Annotated in this window: 16 protein-coding genes; 7 read left to right on the top strand and 9 right to left on the bottom strand. The window is 45.7% G+C overall.

Going from position 1 to position 19,387, the window contains the following annotated elements; genetic code table 11:
• The first annotated feature begins 110 nt into the window (after positions 1-110).
• Positions 111-1,013: an NAD(P)/FAD-dependent oxidoreductase gene (locus AAHN97_RS12315; RefSeq protein WP_343307928.1), complete on the top strand. Its 903-nt coding sequence runs from the start codon at positions 111-113 to the stop codon at positions 1,011-1,013.
• On the opposite strand, the gene AAHN97_RS12320 is transcribed toward AAHN97_RS12315, so the two are convergent.
• From AAHN97_RS12320 to AAHN97_RS12330, 3 genes are read right to left on the bottom strand one after another with little or no spacing between them, the layout of a single operon-like run.
• Entirely contained in the window at positions 1,010-1,558 is a 549-nt protein-coding gene (locus AAHN97_RS12320; protein WP_343307929.1) for a DUF1543 domain-containing protein, read from the bottom strand. The two genes, AAHN97_RS12315 and AAHN97_RS12320, sit on opposite strands and share 4 nt — an antisense overlap.
• A gap of 1 nt (position 1,559) precedes the next feature.
• On the bottom strand, positions 1,560-2,417 hold the full coding sequence (locus tag AAHN97_RS12325; RefSeq protein ID WP_343307930.1) for a dienelactone hydrolase family protein: 858 nt from the start codon (positions 2,415-2,417) through the stop codon (positions 1,560-1,562).
• Between the two features lie 50 nt (positions 2,418-2,467).
• Positions 2,468-4,855 carry a glycoside hydrolase family 127 protein gene (locus AAHN97_RS12330; RefSeq protein WP_343307932.1) on the bottom strand — a complete coding sequence of 796 codons (2,388 nt, stop codon included), beginning with the start codon at positions 4,853-4,855 and terminating at the stop codon, positions 2,468-2,470.
• 163 nt (positions 4,856-5,018) lie between these two features.
• On the opposite strand from AAHN97_RS12330, the gene AAHN97_RS12335 reads away from it, so the two are divergent.
• From AAHN97_RS12335 to AAHN97_RS12350, 4 genes are all read left to right on the top strand, one after another.
• A complete protein-coding gene (locus AAHN97_RS12335) occupies positions 5,019-5,894 on the top strand; it encodes an AraC family transcriptional regulator (protein ID WP_343307933.1) in 876 nt (291 codons plus the stop codon).
• A 98-nt stretch (positions 5,895-5,992) separates the two neighbouring features.
• Positions 5,993-7,201 carry an alpha/beta hydrolase gene (locus tag AAHN97_RS12340; RefSeq protein ID WP_343307934.1) on the top strand — a complete coding sequence of 403 codons (1,209 nt, stop codon included), beginning with the start codon at positions 5,993-5,995 and terminating at the stop codon, positions 7,199-7,201.
• A 90-nt stretch (positions 7,202-7,291) separates the two neighbouring features.
• Complete coding sequence (locus tag AAHN97_RS12345) at positions 7,292-8,788, top strand: TlpA family protein disulfide reductase (RefSeq protein WP_343307935.1); 1,497 nt, start codon at positions 7,292-7,294, stop codon at positions 8,786-8,788.
• Between the two features lie 125 nt (positions 8,789-8,913).
• Complete coding sequence (locus tag AAHN97_RS12350; protein WP_343307936.1) at positions 8,914-9,306, top strand: hypothetical protein; 393 nt, start codon at positions 8,914-8,916, stop codon at positions 9,304-9,306.
• Between the two features lie 67 nt (positions 9,307-9,373).
• On the opposite strand, the gene AAHN97_RS12355 is transcribed toward AAHN97_RS12350, so the two are convergent.
• From AAHN97_RS12355 to AAHN97_RS12365, 3 genes are all read right to left on the bottom strand, one after another.
• Complete coding sequence (locus AAHN97_RS12355) at positions 9,374-11,065, bottom strand: RagB/SusD family nutrient uptake outer membrane protein (RefSeq protein ID WP_343307937.1); 1,692 nt, start codon at positions 11,063-11,065, stop codon at positions 9,374-9,376.
• A gap of 11 nt (positions 11,066-11,076) precedes the next feature.
• A complete protein-coding gene (locus tag AAHN97_RS12360; RefSeq protein WP_343307938.1) occupies positions 11,077-14,103 on the bottom strand; it encodes a SusC/RagA family TonB-linked outer membrane protein in 3,027 nt (1,008 codons plus the stop codon).
• Positions 14,104-14,407: 304 nt separating this feature from the next.
• Positions 14,408-14,875, bottom strand: a complete 468-nt coding sequence (locus AAHN97_RS12365) for a hypothetical protein (RefSeq protein ID WP_343307939.1) — start codon at positions 14,873-14,875, stop codon at positions 14,408-14,410.
• A 108-nt stretch (positions 14,876-14,983) separates the two neighbouring features.
• Here AAHN97_RS12365 and AAHN97_RS12370 point away from each other — a divergent pair, with 108 nt between their 5' ends.
• Both AAHN97_RS12370 and AAHN97_RS12375 read left to right on the top strand, forming a co-directional pair.
• A complete protein-coding gene (locus AAHN97_RS12370) occupies positions 14,984-15,490 on the top strand; it encodes a hypothetical protein (RefSeq protein ID WP_343307940.1) in 507 nt (168 codons plus the stop codon).
• Positions 15,491-15,591: 101 nt separating this feature from the next.
• On the top strand, positions 15,592-17,328 hold the full coding sequence (locus tag AAHN97_RS12375) for a glycoside hydrolase family 97 protein (RefSeq protein ID WP_343307941.1): 1,737 nt from the start codon (positions 15,592-15,594) through the stop codon (positions 17,326-17,328).
• Here the strand turns inward: AAHN97_RS12375 and AAHN97_RS12380 are convergent.
• From AAHN97_RS12380 to AAHN97_RS12390, 3 genes are read right to left on the bottom strand one after another with little or no spacing between them, the layout of a single operon-like run.
• Positions 17,323-17,982: a response regulator transcription factor gene (locus AAHN97_RS12380; RefSeq protein ID WP_343307942.1), complete on the bottom strand. Its 660-nt coding sequence runs from the start codon at positions 17,980-17,982 to the stop codon at positions 17,323-17,325. The genes AAHN97_RS12375 and AAHN97_RS12380 overlap by 6 nt on opposite strands.
• Complete coding sequence (locus AAHN97_RS12385; protein ID WP_343307943.1) at positions 17,975-18,757, bottom strand: sensor histidine kinase; 783 nt, start codon at positions 18,755-18,757, stop codon at positions 17,975-17,977. Before AAHN97_RS12385 ends, AAHN97_RS12380 begins: the two co-directional genes overlap by 8 nt.
• A complete protein-coding gene (locus AAHN97_RS12390; protein ID WP_343307944.1) occupies positions 18,733-19,386 on the bottom strand; it encodes a hypothetical protein in 654 nt (217 codons plus the stop codon). The genes AAHN97_RS12385 and AAHN97_RS12390 overlap by 25 nt, the downstream gene beginning before the upstream one ends.
• Position 19,387: the final 1 nt, after the last annotated feature.

Below are 19,387 nucleotides of genomic sequence, written 5' to 3' on the forward strand. Positions count from 1 at the left end.
AATGGTGTTTAGTTAATTATTACACCGTAATTACTATGCCATGTTGCGGTTGTTCCATTTATATTATTTGCAACTTTGTTGCATACAGGATTTTTATTTACATTTGCTTTATGAACGCAACATACGATGTAATGATAGCGGGCGGCAGTTATGCCGGCCTTTCAGCAGCTATGGCCTTAGGGCGGGCATTGAGAAACGTATTGATCATTGACAGCGGTGATCCCTGTAATAAACAAACACCGCATTCGCATAACTTTCTTACACAGGATGGGCAAACACCTGCACAGATTGCTGACACAGCAAAGCAGCAGGTACTGCAATACAATACCATTTCATGGCACCAGGGTTTGGTATCCAATGTAGTCAGCACTCCTGCTGGTTTTGAGATCAGTACGGCAGCGGGAGAAACCTTCCGGGCTAAAAAGGTATTGTTTGCAACGGGCGTCAAAGATCAGTTACTGCCGGTGAAAGGACTGGCAGAAACATGGGGGATATCGCTTGTGCATTGCCCTTACTGCCATGGTTATGAGATCAGGGGTAAAGCTACAGGGCTGATTGCAAACGGGGACATGGCTTTTGAGTTATGCCGGTTAATTTCCAACTGGAGTAACAAACTAACGTTGTTCACCAATGGCCCTTCTGCTTTAACAGCAGAACAGGCAGCGAAGATCAAAAACCACGGGATAACAGTTGTTGAAGCAGAGATCAGTGAATTTGAACAGGAAAACGGGCAACTGCAAAACATTGTATTAAAGGATGGTTCAAAACATCCGCTGGAAGCAGCCTACATAAGACTGCCTTTTAAACAGCACAGTGATATACCGCAGCAATTGGGTTGTGCTATTGATGAACAGGGATATATTGAAGTAACGGAATTACAGCAGACCACTGTTCCCGGTGTTTATGCGGCAGGTGATAACAGCAACAAATTCCGTGGTGTTTCCATGGCTGTTGCTGCGGGCACAAAAGCTGGCGCCATGATCAATAAGGAATTGATTGATGAAACATTCTAAGCCAGGATATCCGATATTTTAAAATACCCCAGGTGCAAAACATCCTCCGCCATATCCTGCGGAGCTGGTGTTAAAGAAAGCCTGTATTGCTTGCGCACAGCAGCAGGGAGGATCTCTTCCACCAGCGCCATATCGTCCACACCCACACCGTATTTATCATCGATATGTGAAGTGGCACCTTTAAACCCGGTATGTTTGAAAAAGGCCGTGGCCTTCGCTTTACGGAGTGCTTCGTTTTTATCTTTGCCGGTGGCCAGCATTTTGTAATGGAATTCTTCCATTTCATTTTCTTTATAACCGCCCAGGTTAATAAAGAAAAGATATTCGGAGGATGGAGCTGTTTCATTGATGCCAATGCGGTATCCATCCACTTTGGTTACTTCCCGGTATCCGTCTATATGCAGATCATCCGCCTCCGGCCAGAAAGCGATAATAGCGGGTATGAGTTCTTTCAGGGATGCTGCTATGCCAAAGAAAACATCATGCTGCTCCGTATGACGGCCTGCGGGTTTACAGCCGATCAGTACCATGAATAATTTCACCATGCTATTGTATGGTTTCTTTAAACAGCTTCAGTGTTCTCTCCCAGGCAAGTTTAGCAGCAGCTTCGTTATAACGGGCTGCGGAAGTATCGTTATGGAAGGCGTGTTGTGCACCCTCGTAGATGTACAGTTCATATTTTGTATGCGCTGCTTTTAAAGCGGCTTCGTAAGCAGGAATACCTTCATTCACTCTTTCATCCAGTCCGCCGTAATGCAGTTGTACTGCTGCTTTGATCTTTGGCACATCTGCTGCTGCCGGTTGGCGGCCGTAAAATGCAACGGCTGCTTTCAGATCAGGATCATTCACGGCCAGCTGATTAGCCAATGCACCTCCCCAGCAGAAACCAACACAGGCTGTTTTGCCATTGGATGCAGGAAGTGATTTGAGATAAGGAAATGCCTTGAGGAAGTTCTGCAGGTTCTGTGCAGCATCCAGTTTGCCGAATTGGGCACGGCTTTCATCTTCATTGGCAGTAGTACCGCCAAATACAGATAAGGCATCCGGTGCCAGCGCCAGGTAACCAGCTTTGGCAACGCGGCGGGCCACATCTTTTATATGAGGCGTAAGGCCACGGTTCTCATGGATCACTACCACCGCTCCCCTTTTACCTGCAGCTTTGGGGCGAACAAGATATCCCTTCATGGTAGTGCCTTCGCCTGGATAGGTGATGTCCTCTTCCGTAAGGTCCGGATCCAGCGGCTGCACCGTGGCCGCATGGGCATAGTTGGATTCCAGCAATGGCAATACAGCCATGGCGGCAGCCATCCCTCCGGTGAGTTTTACGAGGCGTTTGAGGAAATCTTCCCGGGTAAGGGGTTTGTGGGTATACTCATCAAAAAGGCGGATGATATTCTGATCCATAAGATAGCATTTGTAGAAAGTTACAAATTATCGTGATCTTAACCAATCCCTTATTTTACGCTCCATTCATGCAGGCCGGCAGAGTAGTCCACCGGTTGCTGTATTTCCATTTTTAAAGCAGTGGTGGTCAGTGGTTCAAAATGAACGGTATCGTATTTGTCTTTTGTGATGCTATATGAACTGGTGGGTTTCACTTCTACCCATTCCTCTCCTTTTTTGTAATACAGTTTCCAGGAAACCGGGATGCGGCATCCACCCCATGGGCCATCATCATACCAATATACGCTGGAAGAAGAAATAGTCTGCGGGGAATCAAAATCATATTGTACCCATTCCAGTGAATTCTTCTTTGGCCACCAATGCAGGTAAGGTGCATTGTTATCTTTAGCATCTGCAGGCTCATACTGATCATTCAGGGCTTTGAACATGCGCTGGTTACGAAGAGAGGCACTAACCTTAGCTTTGGAGGCAATGGTGGGTGCGGGTTTAGGTTTTGCTGCTGAGGCTTCGTAGGGTATCCAAACCGTCATATCTGAAGGACCGCGATTGGCCCATGCGTAATAGGGAATGGCGGTAACGGTTTGCGTGGTACGGATCAGTTCATCACTGTTCAGCTGCCGTTTTGTGGACGCGCCTTTCATTTCCAGTACGGTTACGCCATTGAGTAAGGCCGGTTTAAAAACTTCGCTAACGGCTGCGTACCGGTCTACAACAATGTTCTGTACACTGCTATCCAGGTTATCCGGACCTTCAATGCAATACATCAATGGGCCGCGCTCCAATGCAAAACGGAATTTATCGTCTTTCACCTGTTCGTTGGCTAAGATTTTCTCTGCTTTCATGGGCAGCTCTATCGTTACCTTATCTCCTTTCTTCCAGGTACGGTTGATCACGGCATATCCTTTTTCTATTTTATATTGATAGGGTTTACCATTCAGCAACAGCGGTATTTTCTTAACAGCAGCATCCTGTGCATGATAAAGATCACCCGGCACCGGATTATTCTGCGCCCAGCCTGGTATGCGGATGTGCAGGGTAAAGGCAGCGGCCTTTTCAGGATTAACAGTGATCTCATTCTTTCCTTCCCAGGGATAATTGGTTTGTTGTGTGAGCGCTACTTTTGTTACAGGTAATTGAATACTGGCGGTATTACCTACGAACAGGTTCAGGTAGAGATTATTTTTATTCTGTGCGTAGATATAACCCGGCATGGAAGGCAGAAAACGCGTCATGTTGGAAATGCAGCAGGCACAGCTGAACCAGGCACTACGCTGGTGCTGGCCCATAGAGGCCAATGGATTGGGATAGAAGAAACGGTCTCCGCTTAAGGATACGCCGGAAAGTAAACCATTGTATAAGGTACGTTCCAATACATCTATATACTTCGCATCTCCATGGAGCAGGAACATGCGGCTGTTCCAGTATACGTTGGCTATGGATGCGCAGGTTTCTGCATAGGCGCTCATATTAGGCAACTGGTATGCTTTGCCAAATGCCTCTCCTGCCCCGGTTGCGCCAATGCCGCCGGTGATATACATTTTCCTTTCCACTACATCATGCCAGATATCATCAATGGCATGCAGATAATCTTCATCACCGGTCAATGCTGCCACATCTGCCATACCGGTGTACATATAAGTAGCACGAACGGCATGCCCTACGGCTTCGTGCTGGTCTGTTACTTTCTTATGTGCCTGGTTATATTCCTGGCTATATTTTTTCCCGGGGCCGCGTACATCCAGGAAGAACTTGGCGAGGTCCAGGTATTGTTTATTGCCTGTTACACGGTACAGTTTGGTTAAGCCGGTTTCCACGATCTGGTGGCCGGGGAACCTTTCTGTTTTGCCAAAGCCGAAATCACGCACCAGCAGGTCCGCATTCTTAATAGCGATATTGAGCATTGTTCTTTTGCCCGTAGCCTGAAAATGCGCCACAGCCGCTTCAAACAGGTGCCCGGAATTGTAGAGTTCATGACTCAGGTCTTCTTCCTTCTCCCAGCGTTGTGAACCAATCCAATCATGTGGTTTCGCTGCTTTTACAGTACGGAAAGTATAGAGATACCCATCCGGTTCCTGTGCGATCGCAATATAAGAGATCAACGTGTCCAAATATTTTTCCAGCTCCGGGTTCTTTTGTACCTGTAAGCTATAAGAAGCACCTTCTATTACTTTATAGATATCGGTATCATCAAAAGTGAATTCCGTTAGTTTATCTCCGGGCAGTTTGCCTGCAGCACGTAAAAAATTATCTACCCTGCCGGTTTTTCGGCATTGCTCTAAAGTGTAGGGGATGGTCACGTCCGCATTCACTTTTATTTTTGGTGCCCAGAAATTATCATTCACTTTCACCTGTGTAAATGCAACAGGTTGAATAGGGTAATCTCTTTGTGCCATGGCAGGTCCGGCACTGAGCAGCAAACAGATCAGAATCTTCTTCATATCGGCATTTAAATGTCAAAACAACATTTAAATATATAGTAATGATATTGTACTTAGTTTATGGATTTTAATCAATATTTATCGGATTTTATCCCTGTCATAAAATATTTTATAGTGTCAATTTGAATTTTATTATCACAAAGTTTTTCGGTAATTTCCATACATGAAAGTTCTACAGTTTACCATTCCTGTTGCACGTGACAAAGCAATTATCACGCAAAGCGATCTTCTTCCGGAATTTTATCCCTGGCTGCACCGCCATGAAGAGATCCAGCTCACGCGGGTGATCCGTGGGAGCGGTACATTAGTAGTAGAAAATAACATGTATCCTTTCCAGGAAGGAGATATTTTCTGGATAGGCAGTAATCAGCCACATGTATTTAAAGGAGATGGAAACACTTCACCTGTACAGGCTTTAACCCTCTTCTTTAATCCACAGGGTATGCTGGGTGCTGTATTTGAATTACAGGAACTGAAGAAAATAAAAGCCTTCCTTCAGAAATCAGATGCCGGCTTCAAAGTACCGGAAGATCAAAAGGAAGATATCTTTCTGCGGATGCTGCAGATAGATCAAACCACCTGCGCCAAACAACTGATCCATTTCATGGACCTGCTGCATACTTTTCAGAGCATGAACGACCTGCCTTCTCTTATTTCCGGCACACGTTTAATAGCCGTGAACGAACAGGAAGGGATCAGGATCAGCTATATCTATGATTACATCATGCAGCATTACGATGCGGATATCACCCTGGAAGATATCGCGCAGCATGCAAATATGTCTGCCCAGGCGTTCTGCCGTTATTTCAAAAAACATACGCGGTTGACATTCATTTCTTTCTTAAATGAAGTGCGGGTAAGTGAAGCCTGCAAGAAACTGGCAGATGGTAATTTCGACAGTATCTCCACCGTGGCTTATCAATGCGGGTTCAACAGCATCGCCAATTTTAACCGGGTGTTTAAATCCATTGCGGGCAAGTCCCCCCGGGATTATATCCGGGAGTTCGGGCAGATAGAAGAAAAGCAGGATATTTATTAAGACATATGATGGGAATAGGGTAATTATTAAATGGAAATAGGGTATAATTGTAATAATTATCCTGATTATTTTAGCTGCGACCAAGATTATTTACCCGTATGAAAAAAATCCTTCTCTTTTCCCTGGTAACCCTATCTCTGCAACTGAGTGCCCAGGAGGTTTTTAATTATGACGAAGCGAAAGTGGGCAACCTTCCCCTGCCTGTACTGTTAACGCCTGACGTAAAAACTGCAGCGGACTGGAAACGCAGTCGCAGACCGGAGATCCTGCAACTCTTCACAACACATATGTATGGCGTATACCCGGGTAAACCTGCTCATATGCATACCCTTGTACAACGGATAGACAGTAATGCGCTGGGCGGCACCGCCATCTCTAAACAGGTAAGGCTGTTCCTGGCAAAAGGAGACCAGGCGCCTTTTATGGATATACTCCTTTACCTTCCTAAAAAAACCAGCAAACCAGTGCCGGTGTTCATCGGCTGTAATTTCCTGGGCAATCATACCATTTCAGGAGATACGAATATCCTGGTTAAACAGGTGATCAACCCTGTTGCACTGGGCTTCCAGGAAAGGCGCTGGGAGGCAGCCAAAATAATTGAAAAAGGATACGGCCTCGCTACCTTTCACTATGGGGATGTAGAGCCGGATAGTTCAAATGGATGGAAAACAGGCGTGCGCAGCAGGATGCAGGAGGAATTGAAAACAGCCCCCGAAGCATGGAGTGCAATTGGTGTATGGGCATGGGGCTTAAGCCGGCTGATGGATCACCTGGAAACAGAAAAGAATGTAGATGCCAAAAGAGTGATCATCACAGGCCATAGCCGTTTGGGTAAAGCCGCTTTATGGGCGGCAGCAAATGATACCCGTTTTGCCGCTGTAGTGTCCAACAACTCCGGAGAAGGCGGCGCCGCTTTATCAACCCGCTGGTTTGGGGAAACCACTTTACGCATTAATACCCGTTTCCCGCATTGGTTCATTGCTGCCTATAAACAATACAATGAAAAACCGGAAACATTACCTTTTGATCAGCATATGCTGCTGGCACTGATAGCGCCACGCCCTTTATATGTTGCCAGTGCAACAGAAGACCTGTGGACTGACCCCACAGGAGAATTCCTTGCTGCCAAAGCTGCCGAACCCGTCTATAAACTATTCAAATATGAAGGATTGGGTGTATCGGCAATCCCTGCACCGGACCATCCGGTGGGAAAACGTATACGCTATCATCTGCGTACAGGCAAACATGATATCCTGTGGTACGACTGGGAACAATTCATCCGGTTTGCCAAAGAGGAACTACCTTAATCCGGTGGTTTCGTAACACATCCATTACGGTTCATCACATTCCGTTTTCCTGCTTCTCCTGGTGTTATATCCTTGCATAAAATATACACCATGAAAAAGTATGGGATGCTCATCCTTGCCGTTTGCTGTATCACCCAATGCCTGGCGCAATGTATCCTTACGGGAAAGATCAATGGCGCTGCGGGGAAAGAAACCGAATTGAATATTTCCCGGGATGTATGGTATCAAAAGGATAATTCCGTTTTCAGCGAAGTAAAGCCGGATGGCAGCTTTTCTTTTACCGTTCCGGGAACGGACCCATTGTTTGTAACCTTACACTACAACAAACAAAAGCAGCAGTTATTACTAAGTCCCGGCAGGCACTTACACGTCACCTTTGATGATGCAGACCTGCCCGGTACTATTCAGTTCAGCGGCAAAGGTGCTGCAGAAAACATGCTGGTGCATGCCAGCTTTCCGCAGCAACGCCCTTTTTTTATGAATCCTTTCTCTGCGGAGAATGCCTATGGAAAAATGGGCCGGGATTCCCTGATGAATATATTACTGCCTGACATCCTGGATACGGCAAACCACCTCTCCCTGAATGTTACCAAAGCAAAACTTCCGGCAGTTGTAAAAGCCTCCCTGCATACGCAGATCAAATATTATTATGCACTGAACATGGAAGAGTTCAGCATTGTGCTGGATAACTATACCAGGAATCCGGCAGCCCAGGCCTGGAAGGATACGGTGATGAAACTCACCGGTATGCCTTCCATGACTGAGCTCTACAGAAGCCCTGCCGCCAATTATTTCCTGTATGCTTACGCTAAATATAAGATGATGGAGATCGGGCAGGTTTACAGGAAAGACAAGGCCCAGGGGGCTAAAATGCTGGCAGCAGCAGCAGGGTTGCCCTTTGATTCACTGATGTCTATGGCGGAGGAATATGGGGATGAGATCATTACCCTCCTCTCCGCCAAAAAGTTCCTGCCGCCGGCGCAACATGAAAGACTGCTGGCCAACAGGGTGATCTATTACAGTAATGAAAAGGAAACCACCATGGCCCGCAGGGTGATGACGGAACTCACAAAACATTTCGCCGGCAGTAAGGAGGAGAAAGATGCCAGCCAAAGGATGGCCAAACTGGAAAGTATGCTGGCAACAGGAAAGGAGAACGACAAGATTGTGATCCATACGGGCATTACTACCCTGGAGCAGTTGCTGGCACCCTATAAAGGCAAACTCGTATACCTGGATATCTGGGGAACCTGGTGCAGCCCCTGTAAAGCAGAAATGCGTTATGCCCCCAAACTGAAGGAGCAGATGAAAGGGAAAGATGTGGTATTCCTCTACCTCAGCAACGATAAGGACCTGGCAGATAAAAAATGGCGGGAATACATACAGGTGAATAATATTACGGGCGAACATGTGCGGATCACCGGAGCAGCCATTGAAACCATCTGGCAAACCCTGCTGCCGGGAGAAGAAAACAGGTACTACCCTACTTTCTTCATCTTTGACCGGGAGGGTAAAGTACTGATCAAAAAGGCAAAACGGCCCAGTGATGAAGAGGCATTGTATACCCAGCTGCTGGGGGCCTTATAATTTCTTTTCCTATATTTGGGCCCAATAGCGGAACTTTACAGGAACAAAATACTCTCCCCCATTGTTAATTAAGTCCTGCCACAGTAACTTTTTGTGCTATAAGCCGTTTCACAAAAAAGCCACATATGAAACAATTTGTTCTACCCTCTTTATTACTTCTCCTCCTGGTATGCTGTAAAAAATCGAAAGATATGCCCCCTTCCATTTCAGGAACATGGGAAATACAAAGATATATGACCCCCTGGATCAACAGGGTCTATACACCGGGGAACGATACATTGATAAAATTCACTCTAAACCAGTATCAAAGGACCATTGACGGGCAAATAATAAAGCAGGGGACCTTCCGGTTAATAAAAGATGAATTACTGAATAACGAGATGGGCAACCGGATCATCTATGACGGCGAAACAAATGCCTCGAGGGAATTTTACCGCATCGAGGGTGATCGGTTAATCTTCTCATCGGACCCCAGGATAATGGATGGCTCGGTTATCTATTACCACCGGATAAAATAATCCTCCCCATAAAAAATGCCACCTGTCTGCAGGTGGCATTTTTTAATTATGGAAAGTAAAAGAACGCCTAGTATCCAGGATTCTGTACCAGGTATCCGGGCAGGTTCGAAGCAGCATCTATCGCTGTCAGAGGAATCGGGAAGATCCTCTTTTGCTTATCGGTGTTGGTTTTTTCCGTCCAGGTGCCTTCGTATTTACCAAAGCGTACCATGTCTGTACGGCGTTGGCTTTCCCAGTAGAATTCAAAACCTCTTTCACGGAACAGCAGGTCCAGCGTGATAGCAGTTAATGCAGGAGCTGGTGTGGAAGCTGTTCTGGAAGCCCTTACAGTGTTCACGTCAGTCAGTGCGGTAGCAGCAGCGTCACCTCTTCTCAGTTTGGCTTCTGCACGCATCAGGTAAATATCCGCGAGGCGCAGGATCACGATATCATGCTCTCCGAAGTTCCTTCCGCTCACAGAAGTTTTGCTGAATTCATATTTAGAAACCCTGAAGCCGGTGTTGTAATCGCTGCCGGCAACGGTGAAGTCGCACTGCTCAGTGAACTCAACCGGTTTGGTAGGTTTGCTGCGGGTATCGTAGAATAATTTACCTACTAACATCTTTCCGCTGGTGCATTTCAGGAACACGCCACTCTTGCGGATCAGGCCGTATTGCTGACCTCTTAAGATACCACGGTTGATGTTGAACGCAGCAGCGTCTACACAGGAGTCACCAGGGTTCGTGTAAATACCCAGGTTCTGTTTGTAAAAGCGCGGATCTGCAGCAGCAGGATCGATAGGCGTATAGGCATTCACCCAGCTACGGTAGAAATCAGAAGTGATAGCAGGACCATCAGTACCGTTAGCACCGGTATAGGCAGGGATCGGGAACTGATCGCCGGAGAGGGAGAAATAAGCCATACGGTTATGACCATTCAGGTCTGAGCGCTGGTCTACTGCAAAGATCAGTTCTTTGTTAGTATGGTTCGCATCATCAAACAGCGCAAAGTAGCTGGGAGATAAAACGAATTGTGGTGTAGCAATGATCTTATCGCAATACTCTACTACTTTATCCATGTCTTCTTTCTTGAAGTCGAAAGTAGCGGCATAACGATCGCGGTAAACGGCAGCATTCAGGTGAAGGCGTGCCAGTAAACCCCAAACGGCTGCTTTGGTGATACGGCCGGGGCCTGTGGTGTTATCCAGTATAGGCTCAATAGCCAGCAGTTCAGATTTGATGTACTCTACCGCATCATTACCTCTTAAGATAGTGGAAACCGCTTTAGGATCTTCCTTCTTAAATACCAGGCCAAAAAGGTCCAGTGTGAGCATGGAGTAGTAAGCTTTCATACCTCTTGCTTCTGCCAGGAACAAAGCAGCACTCGCATCTTTGTTAGTTGCCAGCACCTCAATAGCAGACACAGCTCTTGACGTTGCCTGGGTGATATTGTTCCAGGTATTCCGCACGTTCACATCAGAACTTACGTTTTCATGTTTGTGCAATTGCAGGTAGATACCATTATCACCCCAGTCCGTACCACCACGGTATGGCAGGATCGCCTCATCTGTAGAGATCTCCTGCAGGGCGAAATAGTTAGTGTGCAACCAGATATCCGGGAGCCTTGCGTAAACAGGGGCAATAGCGCCCTCTGCAATTTGTTTATCGGTAAGTCCTGTTACGGACGATTCATCCAGAACGTTCTCATCTAATTTTGCACAACCAGCCATCATTGTAATACCTGCACAAGTAGCCAGCAGCAATAATTTCGTCTTTTTCATATACTGAAATATTAAAATGAAGCATTTAAACTAACAATAAAAGATCTCGCTTTAGGATAGCTCAGGTAATCCATTCCATAGGAAGTGAATCCATCGATATTCCTGTCTAAGTTCACCTCTGGATCGTAACCATCATATTTGGTGATCACAAAAAGGTTCTGACCTGTTGCAGACAAACGGATGGTTGGCACCCATTTGCTGATACCCAGTGCAGTGGTATTAAAGTTATACCCGATTGCCAGGTTGTTCAGGCGGAGGAAAGCGCCATCTTTCAAATACCTTGTACTAACAGGTGCAGAGTTGTTGATGGACTCCTGTGTGAAAGCGAGTGCTTCTTTGGTAACGTTTACGTTTTTAGATAATCTCAGTTTATAGAAGTTTGCATTAGCTGTATTGTCGTATACCTTGTTGCCGGATACACCGTTGAAGTTGGCTACAAGGTCCAGGCCTTTCCAGGCGAAGTTCAGGTAGAAGCTATACAGTTTATCAGGGATGGCAACACCAGCATAGATCCTGTCTTTATCTGTAACAACACCATCCTTGTCTTTATCCAGGAAAGTACTGATACCATTGGCATCAAATCCTGTAAATTCTTTCAGGAAGTAAGTACCAACTGGTTCACCGTTAATGTAACCGTTCACCGTAGCAGAAGTAAGGCCAGCACCCTGTGCGGAACCTGATGCTATGATAGAATAAGGTGAACCGGCTACTTTATTCCTGATATAAGAGAAGTTACCACCAATACCGAATGTGATATCCTTCGTTAATTTTTTAGTATAAGCCAGGTCCAGTTCAATCCCTTTATTGGTCACCGTCATGTTCGGTATATTGGCCCATAAGGTAGTAGCCGGTTGTACCGGATCAGTAGGTGGCACCTTCAGTAATATGTTGCTGGATACTTTATTGAACACGTCAATAGAACCTGTCAGATCACCATTCAGGATACCGAAGTCCAAACCGATGTTGGTTTGTTTGGATTTCTCCCATTGCAGGTCCGGGTTAGCCAATCTCACGAAAACAGATCCGGCAGGATATGCGCCGGTTGGATAAAGCGGATAACTGTTAGCAGCTGTAACTTCTGTACGGAAAAGTGGCTGGGTACTTTTCGGATCAATTTCCTGGTTACCTGTTTCACCATAACCACCTCTCAGTTTTAAATTACTGAAGGGAGAGTTCTTCATGAATTCCTCTTCTGAGATCCTCCATCCTAAAGAGAAAGATGGGAAGTATCCGTACCGGTTGTTGGAACCGAACTTAGAAGAACCGTCTGCCCTGAAGTTCACGGTTACCAGGTATCTGTCGTCAAAAGAATAGTTCACCCTTCCAAAGTAAGAGTTCAGTTTATTCTCTGTAGCGCCACTGTTGGGCCTGTTATTAGCCAGTGTTAACTCCTGCCCCTGGTTTGGATTGTAAATAGGATCCAGTGGAGAGATCGGGAATTTATTGATGCTGGAAGATCTTGACTGGATAAAGAATTTCTGATAAGACTGACCGGCCAGTACGGAGAAGCTATGTGCTTTTACAGTAGCGGTATAGGTCAGGTAGTTTTCCAGGAGTGTATTCCTGTTCACGAAATTATAGGTTTCCAGTCTGCCATCCCGTTGGGGAACAGCACTGGGTTTATTTACGAAGTCCTGCGTAGCGGTGGAATTATCCACGCCCAGAGTGAATTTATATACCAAACCTTTGATGATCCTGATAGAGGGGCTGATGCTCCCGGTTACCCTGTTGGTAACAATCTGCTCTCTGTCCAGATCAAAGTTCAATAAGGGGTTGGTCATATTATCATACCGTGCAGCACTACCATCTGCATTATATGCAGGATAGGTAGGGTTATTGCTGATAGCTTCTCCGACCCCGAGTGGCGGACGTACCTGCTTTGTATTGGCAACACCGAGGTTCACATCTATGATCAATGCATCGTCCAGGAATTTCTGTGTAGCATTGAAGCGTCCGTTGTAGCGGTCTAACTGGCTGCGTTTGATCACACCCTGTTGAGACTGCACGCCGAAAGATGCATAGTAAGTGAGTTTATCTGCGCCACCGCTTAATGCGAGGTTATGTGTTTGTGTGATAGCTGTTCTGCTGATCACATCCTGCCAGTCTGTATTACCACCTTTATCATCCAGAGCGGAACCACCCAGTTTGGGTACTTCTGCGCGGAATTCAGCAGCGGTGAGTACAGGCAGTTTCCTTGCCATCTTTGAAAAACCAAGGCTGGAATTGAGGGACAATGTAGAAGAACCTGCTTTACCTTTTTTGGTAGTGATGATGATCACACCATTGGCACCTCTTGTACCATAAATAGCCGTTGCAGATGCATCTTTTAATACATCGATGGATTCAATATCCTGCGGGTTGATCGTATTTAAAGGATCGCCGCCACCTCCTGTGCTGGAGTTATCCAGCGGCAATCCATCAATTACGAACAGGGGTGTGTTACCACCACGTACGCCACCGGCGCCACGGATAGTGATACCTAATCTTTGCCCTGGTTCACCACTTGCAGTTGTAACATTCACACCTGCTACTTTACCCTGCAGTAATTCCTGCGGGTTGTTGATAATACCTTTGTTGAAGGATTCGCTCTTCAACGTTTTAACTGCTCCGGTAACGTCCTTTTTGTTTTGTGTACCATAACCTACTACCACTACCTGTGTAAGATCTGTAGCGGCAGACTGTAATAAGATCTCGATATTAGACCGGTCTCTGATAAGCACCTCCTGGGTAACATACCCGATGAAACTAACTACCAGTGCGGGTGTTTTGTCTGGAACTGTGAGGGAAAAAGCTCCTTTAACATCTGTGCTGGTGGTTTTGGAGAATCCTTTCACTCCAATAGTTGCACCCACCAACGGTTCGCCTGTTGCGGCATCTTTCACTGTTCCTGTAATTGTTTGGTCAAACGGGACTTTGCTTTTTTCAACAGGCGTGGTTGCGGCCGCCTGGGCATTCCCTTGCATGAATAAGCAACTACAGCAAAGCAGTGAGGCGAACACCAATTGCATGTTGCGTTTAGGTACGTAAATTTTGTTCATGGAAAGCAATTGAGTTTTGGTTACGTTAATAACGGGACAAAGGAAACAACCCTATGTTACCGGATTGTTACGTGGAATTTTGGTCGTATCAGTTTTTTGGTTGAATGTTAGCGAATTACGGGGTCAATTTAGACGATTTAAATCACATGGCTGGGGAATTCTACGAAAACGGTTTAGTAACCGATGGGCCTGCATTTACTCAGAAACACGCTTTTTTTTTGCGTGTTAAAAAGTTAACACAGACTTCACATCGGATTACGATATACTATCAACAAATAAGGAGTTCTAATTGTTTAAAGCGTACTTAGTACACTAAGTTGAAGGAGGTTTCATTCACTTTTGTAAGGCCACTCATACCACCTGCCTGGTAAACGATTTTGTATTTACCGGCTGCGGTGATCTGGTATCCTTTTAAGAGATCTATTTCAACGGTTACGCTATCACCTGCAGGTACTTTAATATAAGCTTCTTCCGGAGGCGGCATGATCCTTTTTGCCATTGCGCCTCTGTATTGTGCATTGGTACCGCCGGCATCTGTGATGTCCAGGAACATGGCCATGAAACCTTCAAACGGTGTATGCCATTTGCAGAACTTCAGTTCTTTGGAAGAGGGATTTCTTACGGTGAATTTTAAAGGGATGGGGTTACCGGCCTTTACAGTTTCCGGAACGGATATTTCCGTGATCAATTCATTGTTGGCGGTGGTGTTCTTTTGCATGTTTCCGCAAGCCGCGAATGTAAAGCAGGTGATCATTAATAAAAGGTTCTTCATTTTGTCTGTTTGAATTTCTGCAAAATTAGGATTCCTTTCTTTACAATGCTAAAGGCATCCGGGATTTTGACATAAAAAACAATGAAATAAGCATTATCTTTATTTCCTATGAGACCCTTATACCTGTTACTCCTTGTATTTGCTTCCTGCAAAGCCAAACCTGTTAAAAAGAAATATACAGGTCCCTGCAAGCCTTTTACGGTAGAAGAACTGACATCCGTCAGACTGCGGCATAACGCTGAGTTTATAACAGTGGTGGATGCTTCGTTTTACCCGGAGAAAGAAGATTTTGAAAAGCGTTTCCTGCCTTCGCCCGATATTGATTTTTCCACCTACGCAGTGGGGGCTATCCTCCTGGATAATAAAGTGGCGGTACTGGACCATGGCGAGCCTGCCTTGCACGATATTCATCTAACGTTAAAGATAGACAGCACTTATATGAAAAACTGTGAACTGAACCTTGTTTTTACGGCTACCCGCTGGGAGGATTCGATCCCGCCGGATGGTTACAAAAAGAAGTTTTTCCTTTTTAAGGTGCCAAAGGATTCAGGTATTGTAAAGGTGAATATCATCAGCAGTGCCAAAACAGCCTCCTGGTCCTTTAAGCTGGATTAAAGCGGGCTGGGAACCTTCCCGTAAAATGGGAATGTTCCCTATTCATTTATGGGCCTTTCCATGTAGCGGAAATAAACGGCTACTATTAATTTGGCTATACAATGGCCAGATTCCACGTAATTCATATCATCTTCTGCCTGTTATCATTGCAGGCAAATGCACAATCTCTCCGGTTAACAGACCCTTCCGGCAATACCTCCGTATCCATATCGGCAAATACCTATAGCGTGAGTGTGGGTAAACGGATGATCCTTGAACCTTCCGCGCTGAACGTAAAAAGCGGGAGGATCTCCCGGCAATATATAACAGGTAACTCCCGTGTGTATGAAATAGATTCCCGGCTGGAATTCCGGCTGTTCAAAGACGGCTGTGCTTTCCGTTATAAGATCCCGGTTGCCACTACAATAAAGAAAGAACTTACCTCATTTGTGATCCCTGCGGCCTCAAGGGTATGGTTCTTTGAAAGGAACAGCGACTGGAAATTGAAATCCTATGCCGGATGGTGGACGAGTACTCCTATCGACAGCCTTCCCATCATCTCCCCTACCGGCCCTATACAAGGGAAACCACTCGTGGTACAACTGGCGGATAAAAGCTATATGGTGATCACGGAGGCGGCATTATATAATTACAGCGGTATGCGGCTGGAAGCTATTGGGAACAGAACGGTGCAGGTGAACTTTACGGAAAGCAGCTTTGATGTACAGGGCGGGCAATATACCCCCTGGCGGGTGATCCTTCATGCGGCTGACCTGAACAGCCTGGTGAATAACCAGATCATAACAGCGCTCAATCCTTCACCGGATAAAACATTATTTAAAGATGTTTCTTATATACAACCCGGTAAAGCCGTTTGGAGCTGGATCACACGTAAGGATAATTACATGCAGCCGGAGGAAGAAAAACGTTTTATAGATGCGGCTACTACACTGCAATTCAATTATACTTTATTAGATGATGGATGGGAAACTGCCTGGGCCAACAAATGGGAACAACTGAAAGAGATCTGCACCTATGCAGCGGCCAGGAAAGTGAAGGTATGGGTATGGAAGGATTCCAAATGGCTGAGAGAACCTGCACAACGGGATGCCTTCCTGGATAGTGTTGTATTATATGGCGCGGTAGGTATTAAAACGGATTTCATGAACAGCGAAGCGAAAGCGCTGGTTGATTTTGAGATCGGTTTTCTCCAGGCCTGTGCAGCGCGCAAACTGATGGTGAACTTTCATGGATGCCATGCGCCTACCGGAGAAAGTGTTACCTATCCTAATGAAATGACGCGGGAAGGGATCAGGGGAATGGAGTTGAATATCATGAAGGAACCGATCCCTGCCTGGCATAATGCGGCACTTCCTTTCACCCGTTTTCTTGTTGGGCATGGAGATTATACGCCTGGTTTCTTTTCCAATAAAGGGCCCACTACCTATACGCATCAGCTGGCTTTAATGTACCTCTTCAACTCTCCGTTCCAATGTATGGCAGAGAACCCTGTGACCATTGTGAATGATCCCCTGTATGCTCCTATCATTCCCTTACTGCAAACATTACCGGTGACCTGGGATGAAACGAAAGTGCTGCCGGGAAGTGTGATCGGTGAACTGGCGGCTTTTGCTAAAAGAAAAGGCAAGGTATGGTATGTGGCTGTTATTAACGGCACTGCACAGCCGAAGGAGTTTGTACTGCGTCCTGGTTTCCTGGAGCGTAGTTCCAAAGCGGTGATTATAACAGACGGGCGGGAGGGTTTTATGCAGAAGAATGAAAAGATCAGCCCAACCACTACAAAAAAATTCATGATCCCGGCAACAGGAGGAATAGTGATACAGTTCAGCCCTTTATAGCTGCACTAAATTATTCTTAATGGCATACATGACCAGTCCTACCCGGGTGGTAACATTCAGCTTTTTGAATAATGCTTCCCTGTATCCATCTACCGTTCTCTCGCTGACGAACATTTCCTTTGCAATATGCTGGTAGCTTTTTTCGCTACAGGCATACCGGATAAATTCCAATTCCCTTGGTGAAAGTTTTACAAATGTATGCAGTGTGGAATCTTCGCCCACCAGTTGATGAATCGATTGCATCACTTTCCGGGTGACCAGCTCATTAAAAAAGAAGCCCTTTCCAAATAGTTCATCGAAAGCAAATTTCAACTCTGAAGGTTCCGCATCTTTCAGGATATACCCTTTGGCGCCATGCCGGATCATTTTGATGATGGATGTTTCGGACTCCATGGTGCTAAGTGCCAGCACCTTTATTTCAGGATGGTTCATCCGCAGCCATTCCGCGGTGGCATATCCATCCATTTCGGGCATGGTAATGTCCAGCAACACAATATCCGGTTGCCGGTGGTGCTGAAGGCAGGAGATCATTTCTTTTCCGTTGGCGGATTCGAATAGCACCTCGTAGTTGGGAAAGAGGTTGATCAGGGCAGCCAACCCTTTCCTGAACATCGTGTGGTCGTCTACAATGGCAATGTATCTGGTATCAGGCATATGGTATATTAATGGTGATGGTGGTACCTCCGTTTATAACGCTGTGAATGGAAGACACACCACCGATGAGGGTTGTTCTGTTACGTATATTCTGCAGGCCGAGGCCGTTCAATTGAAGATGCGGGCTATTCACATCAAAACCAACACCATCGTCTGTAACACTGATCTGCATCAGGCCTGGCAGGTAACTAAAGAGGATCTTTACATTACTGGCGCTGGCATGTTTCAGGATATTCTGCAATGCTTCCTGTATGATACGGAAGAGGATCAGCTTCACCTGTTTTTCCATCACCTGCTCCTCCCCTTCCAGGTGAAAAGTAATCAGCAATCCACTATTGTGCAATCGCCTGATCTCTTCCCGTATACAATCCGGCAGGCTGAGTAAATGGATCCTTTCACTGCTCAGGCTTTTGGCAATATTACGGAGGTCGGTCATGGCGGAACCAATGATCTCTTTTACTTCTTCCAGTCCTTCCACTCCCGTCAGCACCTGCTGTTCAAGGATATTGAGCCGGATCTTGGCCAGGCTCAACATTTGCCCCACGTTATCGTGTATCTCCTGGCTGATGGTATTAAATGTTTCTTCCTGCATTTCCAGTTTGGATTGTAATAACTGCTTTTCGAAATCATCCTGGATCTGCCGTTTATCCCGTTCCATCTGCCGTTTTTTATTATTGTATGCCCAGATCATCACCAGGAAAAGGATTCCGATGAATAGCAATACGGCGATTGCTGCAATGATGGTGATGATCACCTGGCCCTTTGTATCCTGCATAATATGAATGAATAAGTATAAGCGGAATAAAGGATAATATTCACGATGGCGAGAATGAGCGAATACATGCTCATGCCAAAGAGTTCAATATGATTACCGCGGATATAGGGAACTAAGCCTAAAACAACCAGGGACATCAAACCAAATAACAGACTGGCGGCATTGATCCAGAAATAAGGTTCCTGCAGCAAATTGGTTTCCATATTTTGCTGAACGGCCATCCGGAGTAATACAAAACAGGAAAAGATAATGCTGATGATCTCTACGAGGATAGCAGAAATAGTATTGAATACATTGATACCCTGGTAAAAGAAATAGTTTAGTACCAGGATTAACATACACAGTATGGTGATAAACAGGAACGTACTCTTTTCATTCTGTTTCAGGTCCAGCATTTTTCCGAAAAGATATAATCTCAGCGGCGTGGAAAAAAGCAGGTATAGATTATAAATGAAATCATTATCTAAACCGGCGAAAGCATGATAATTGGTGCCGGCGGTTTCTGCGATATTAGCAATCATTATCAGGGGAACAAAGGCCTGGATGGAATAAGCTTTGAGCCCCCTGTAGCAGATCAATGCTACAAGGAGGCTCAAAAACTGAAAATATTGATAAAAGTCTGCGTGCATT

The sequence above is a fragment of the Chitinophaga niabensis genome (assembly GCF_039545795.1).
GTDB lineage: Bacteria > Bacteroidota > Bacteroidia > Chitinophagales > Chitinophagaceae > Chitinophaga > Chitinophaga niabensis_B.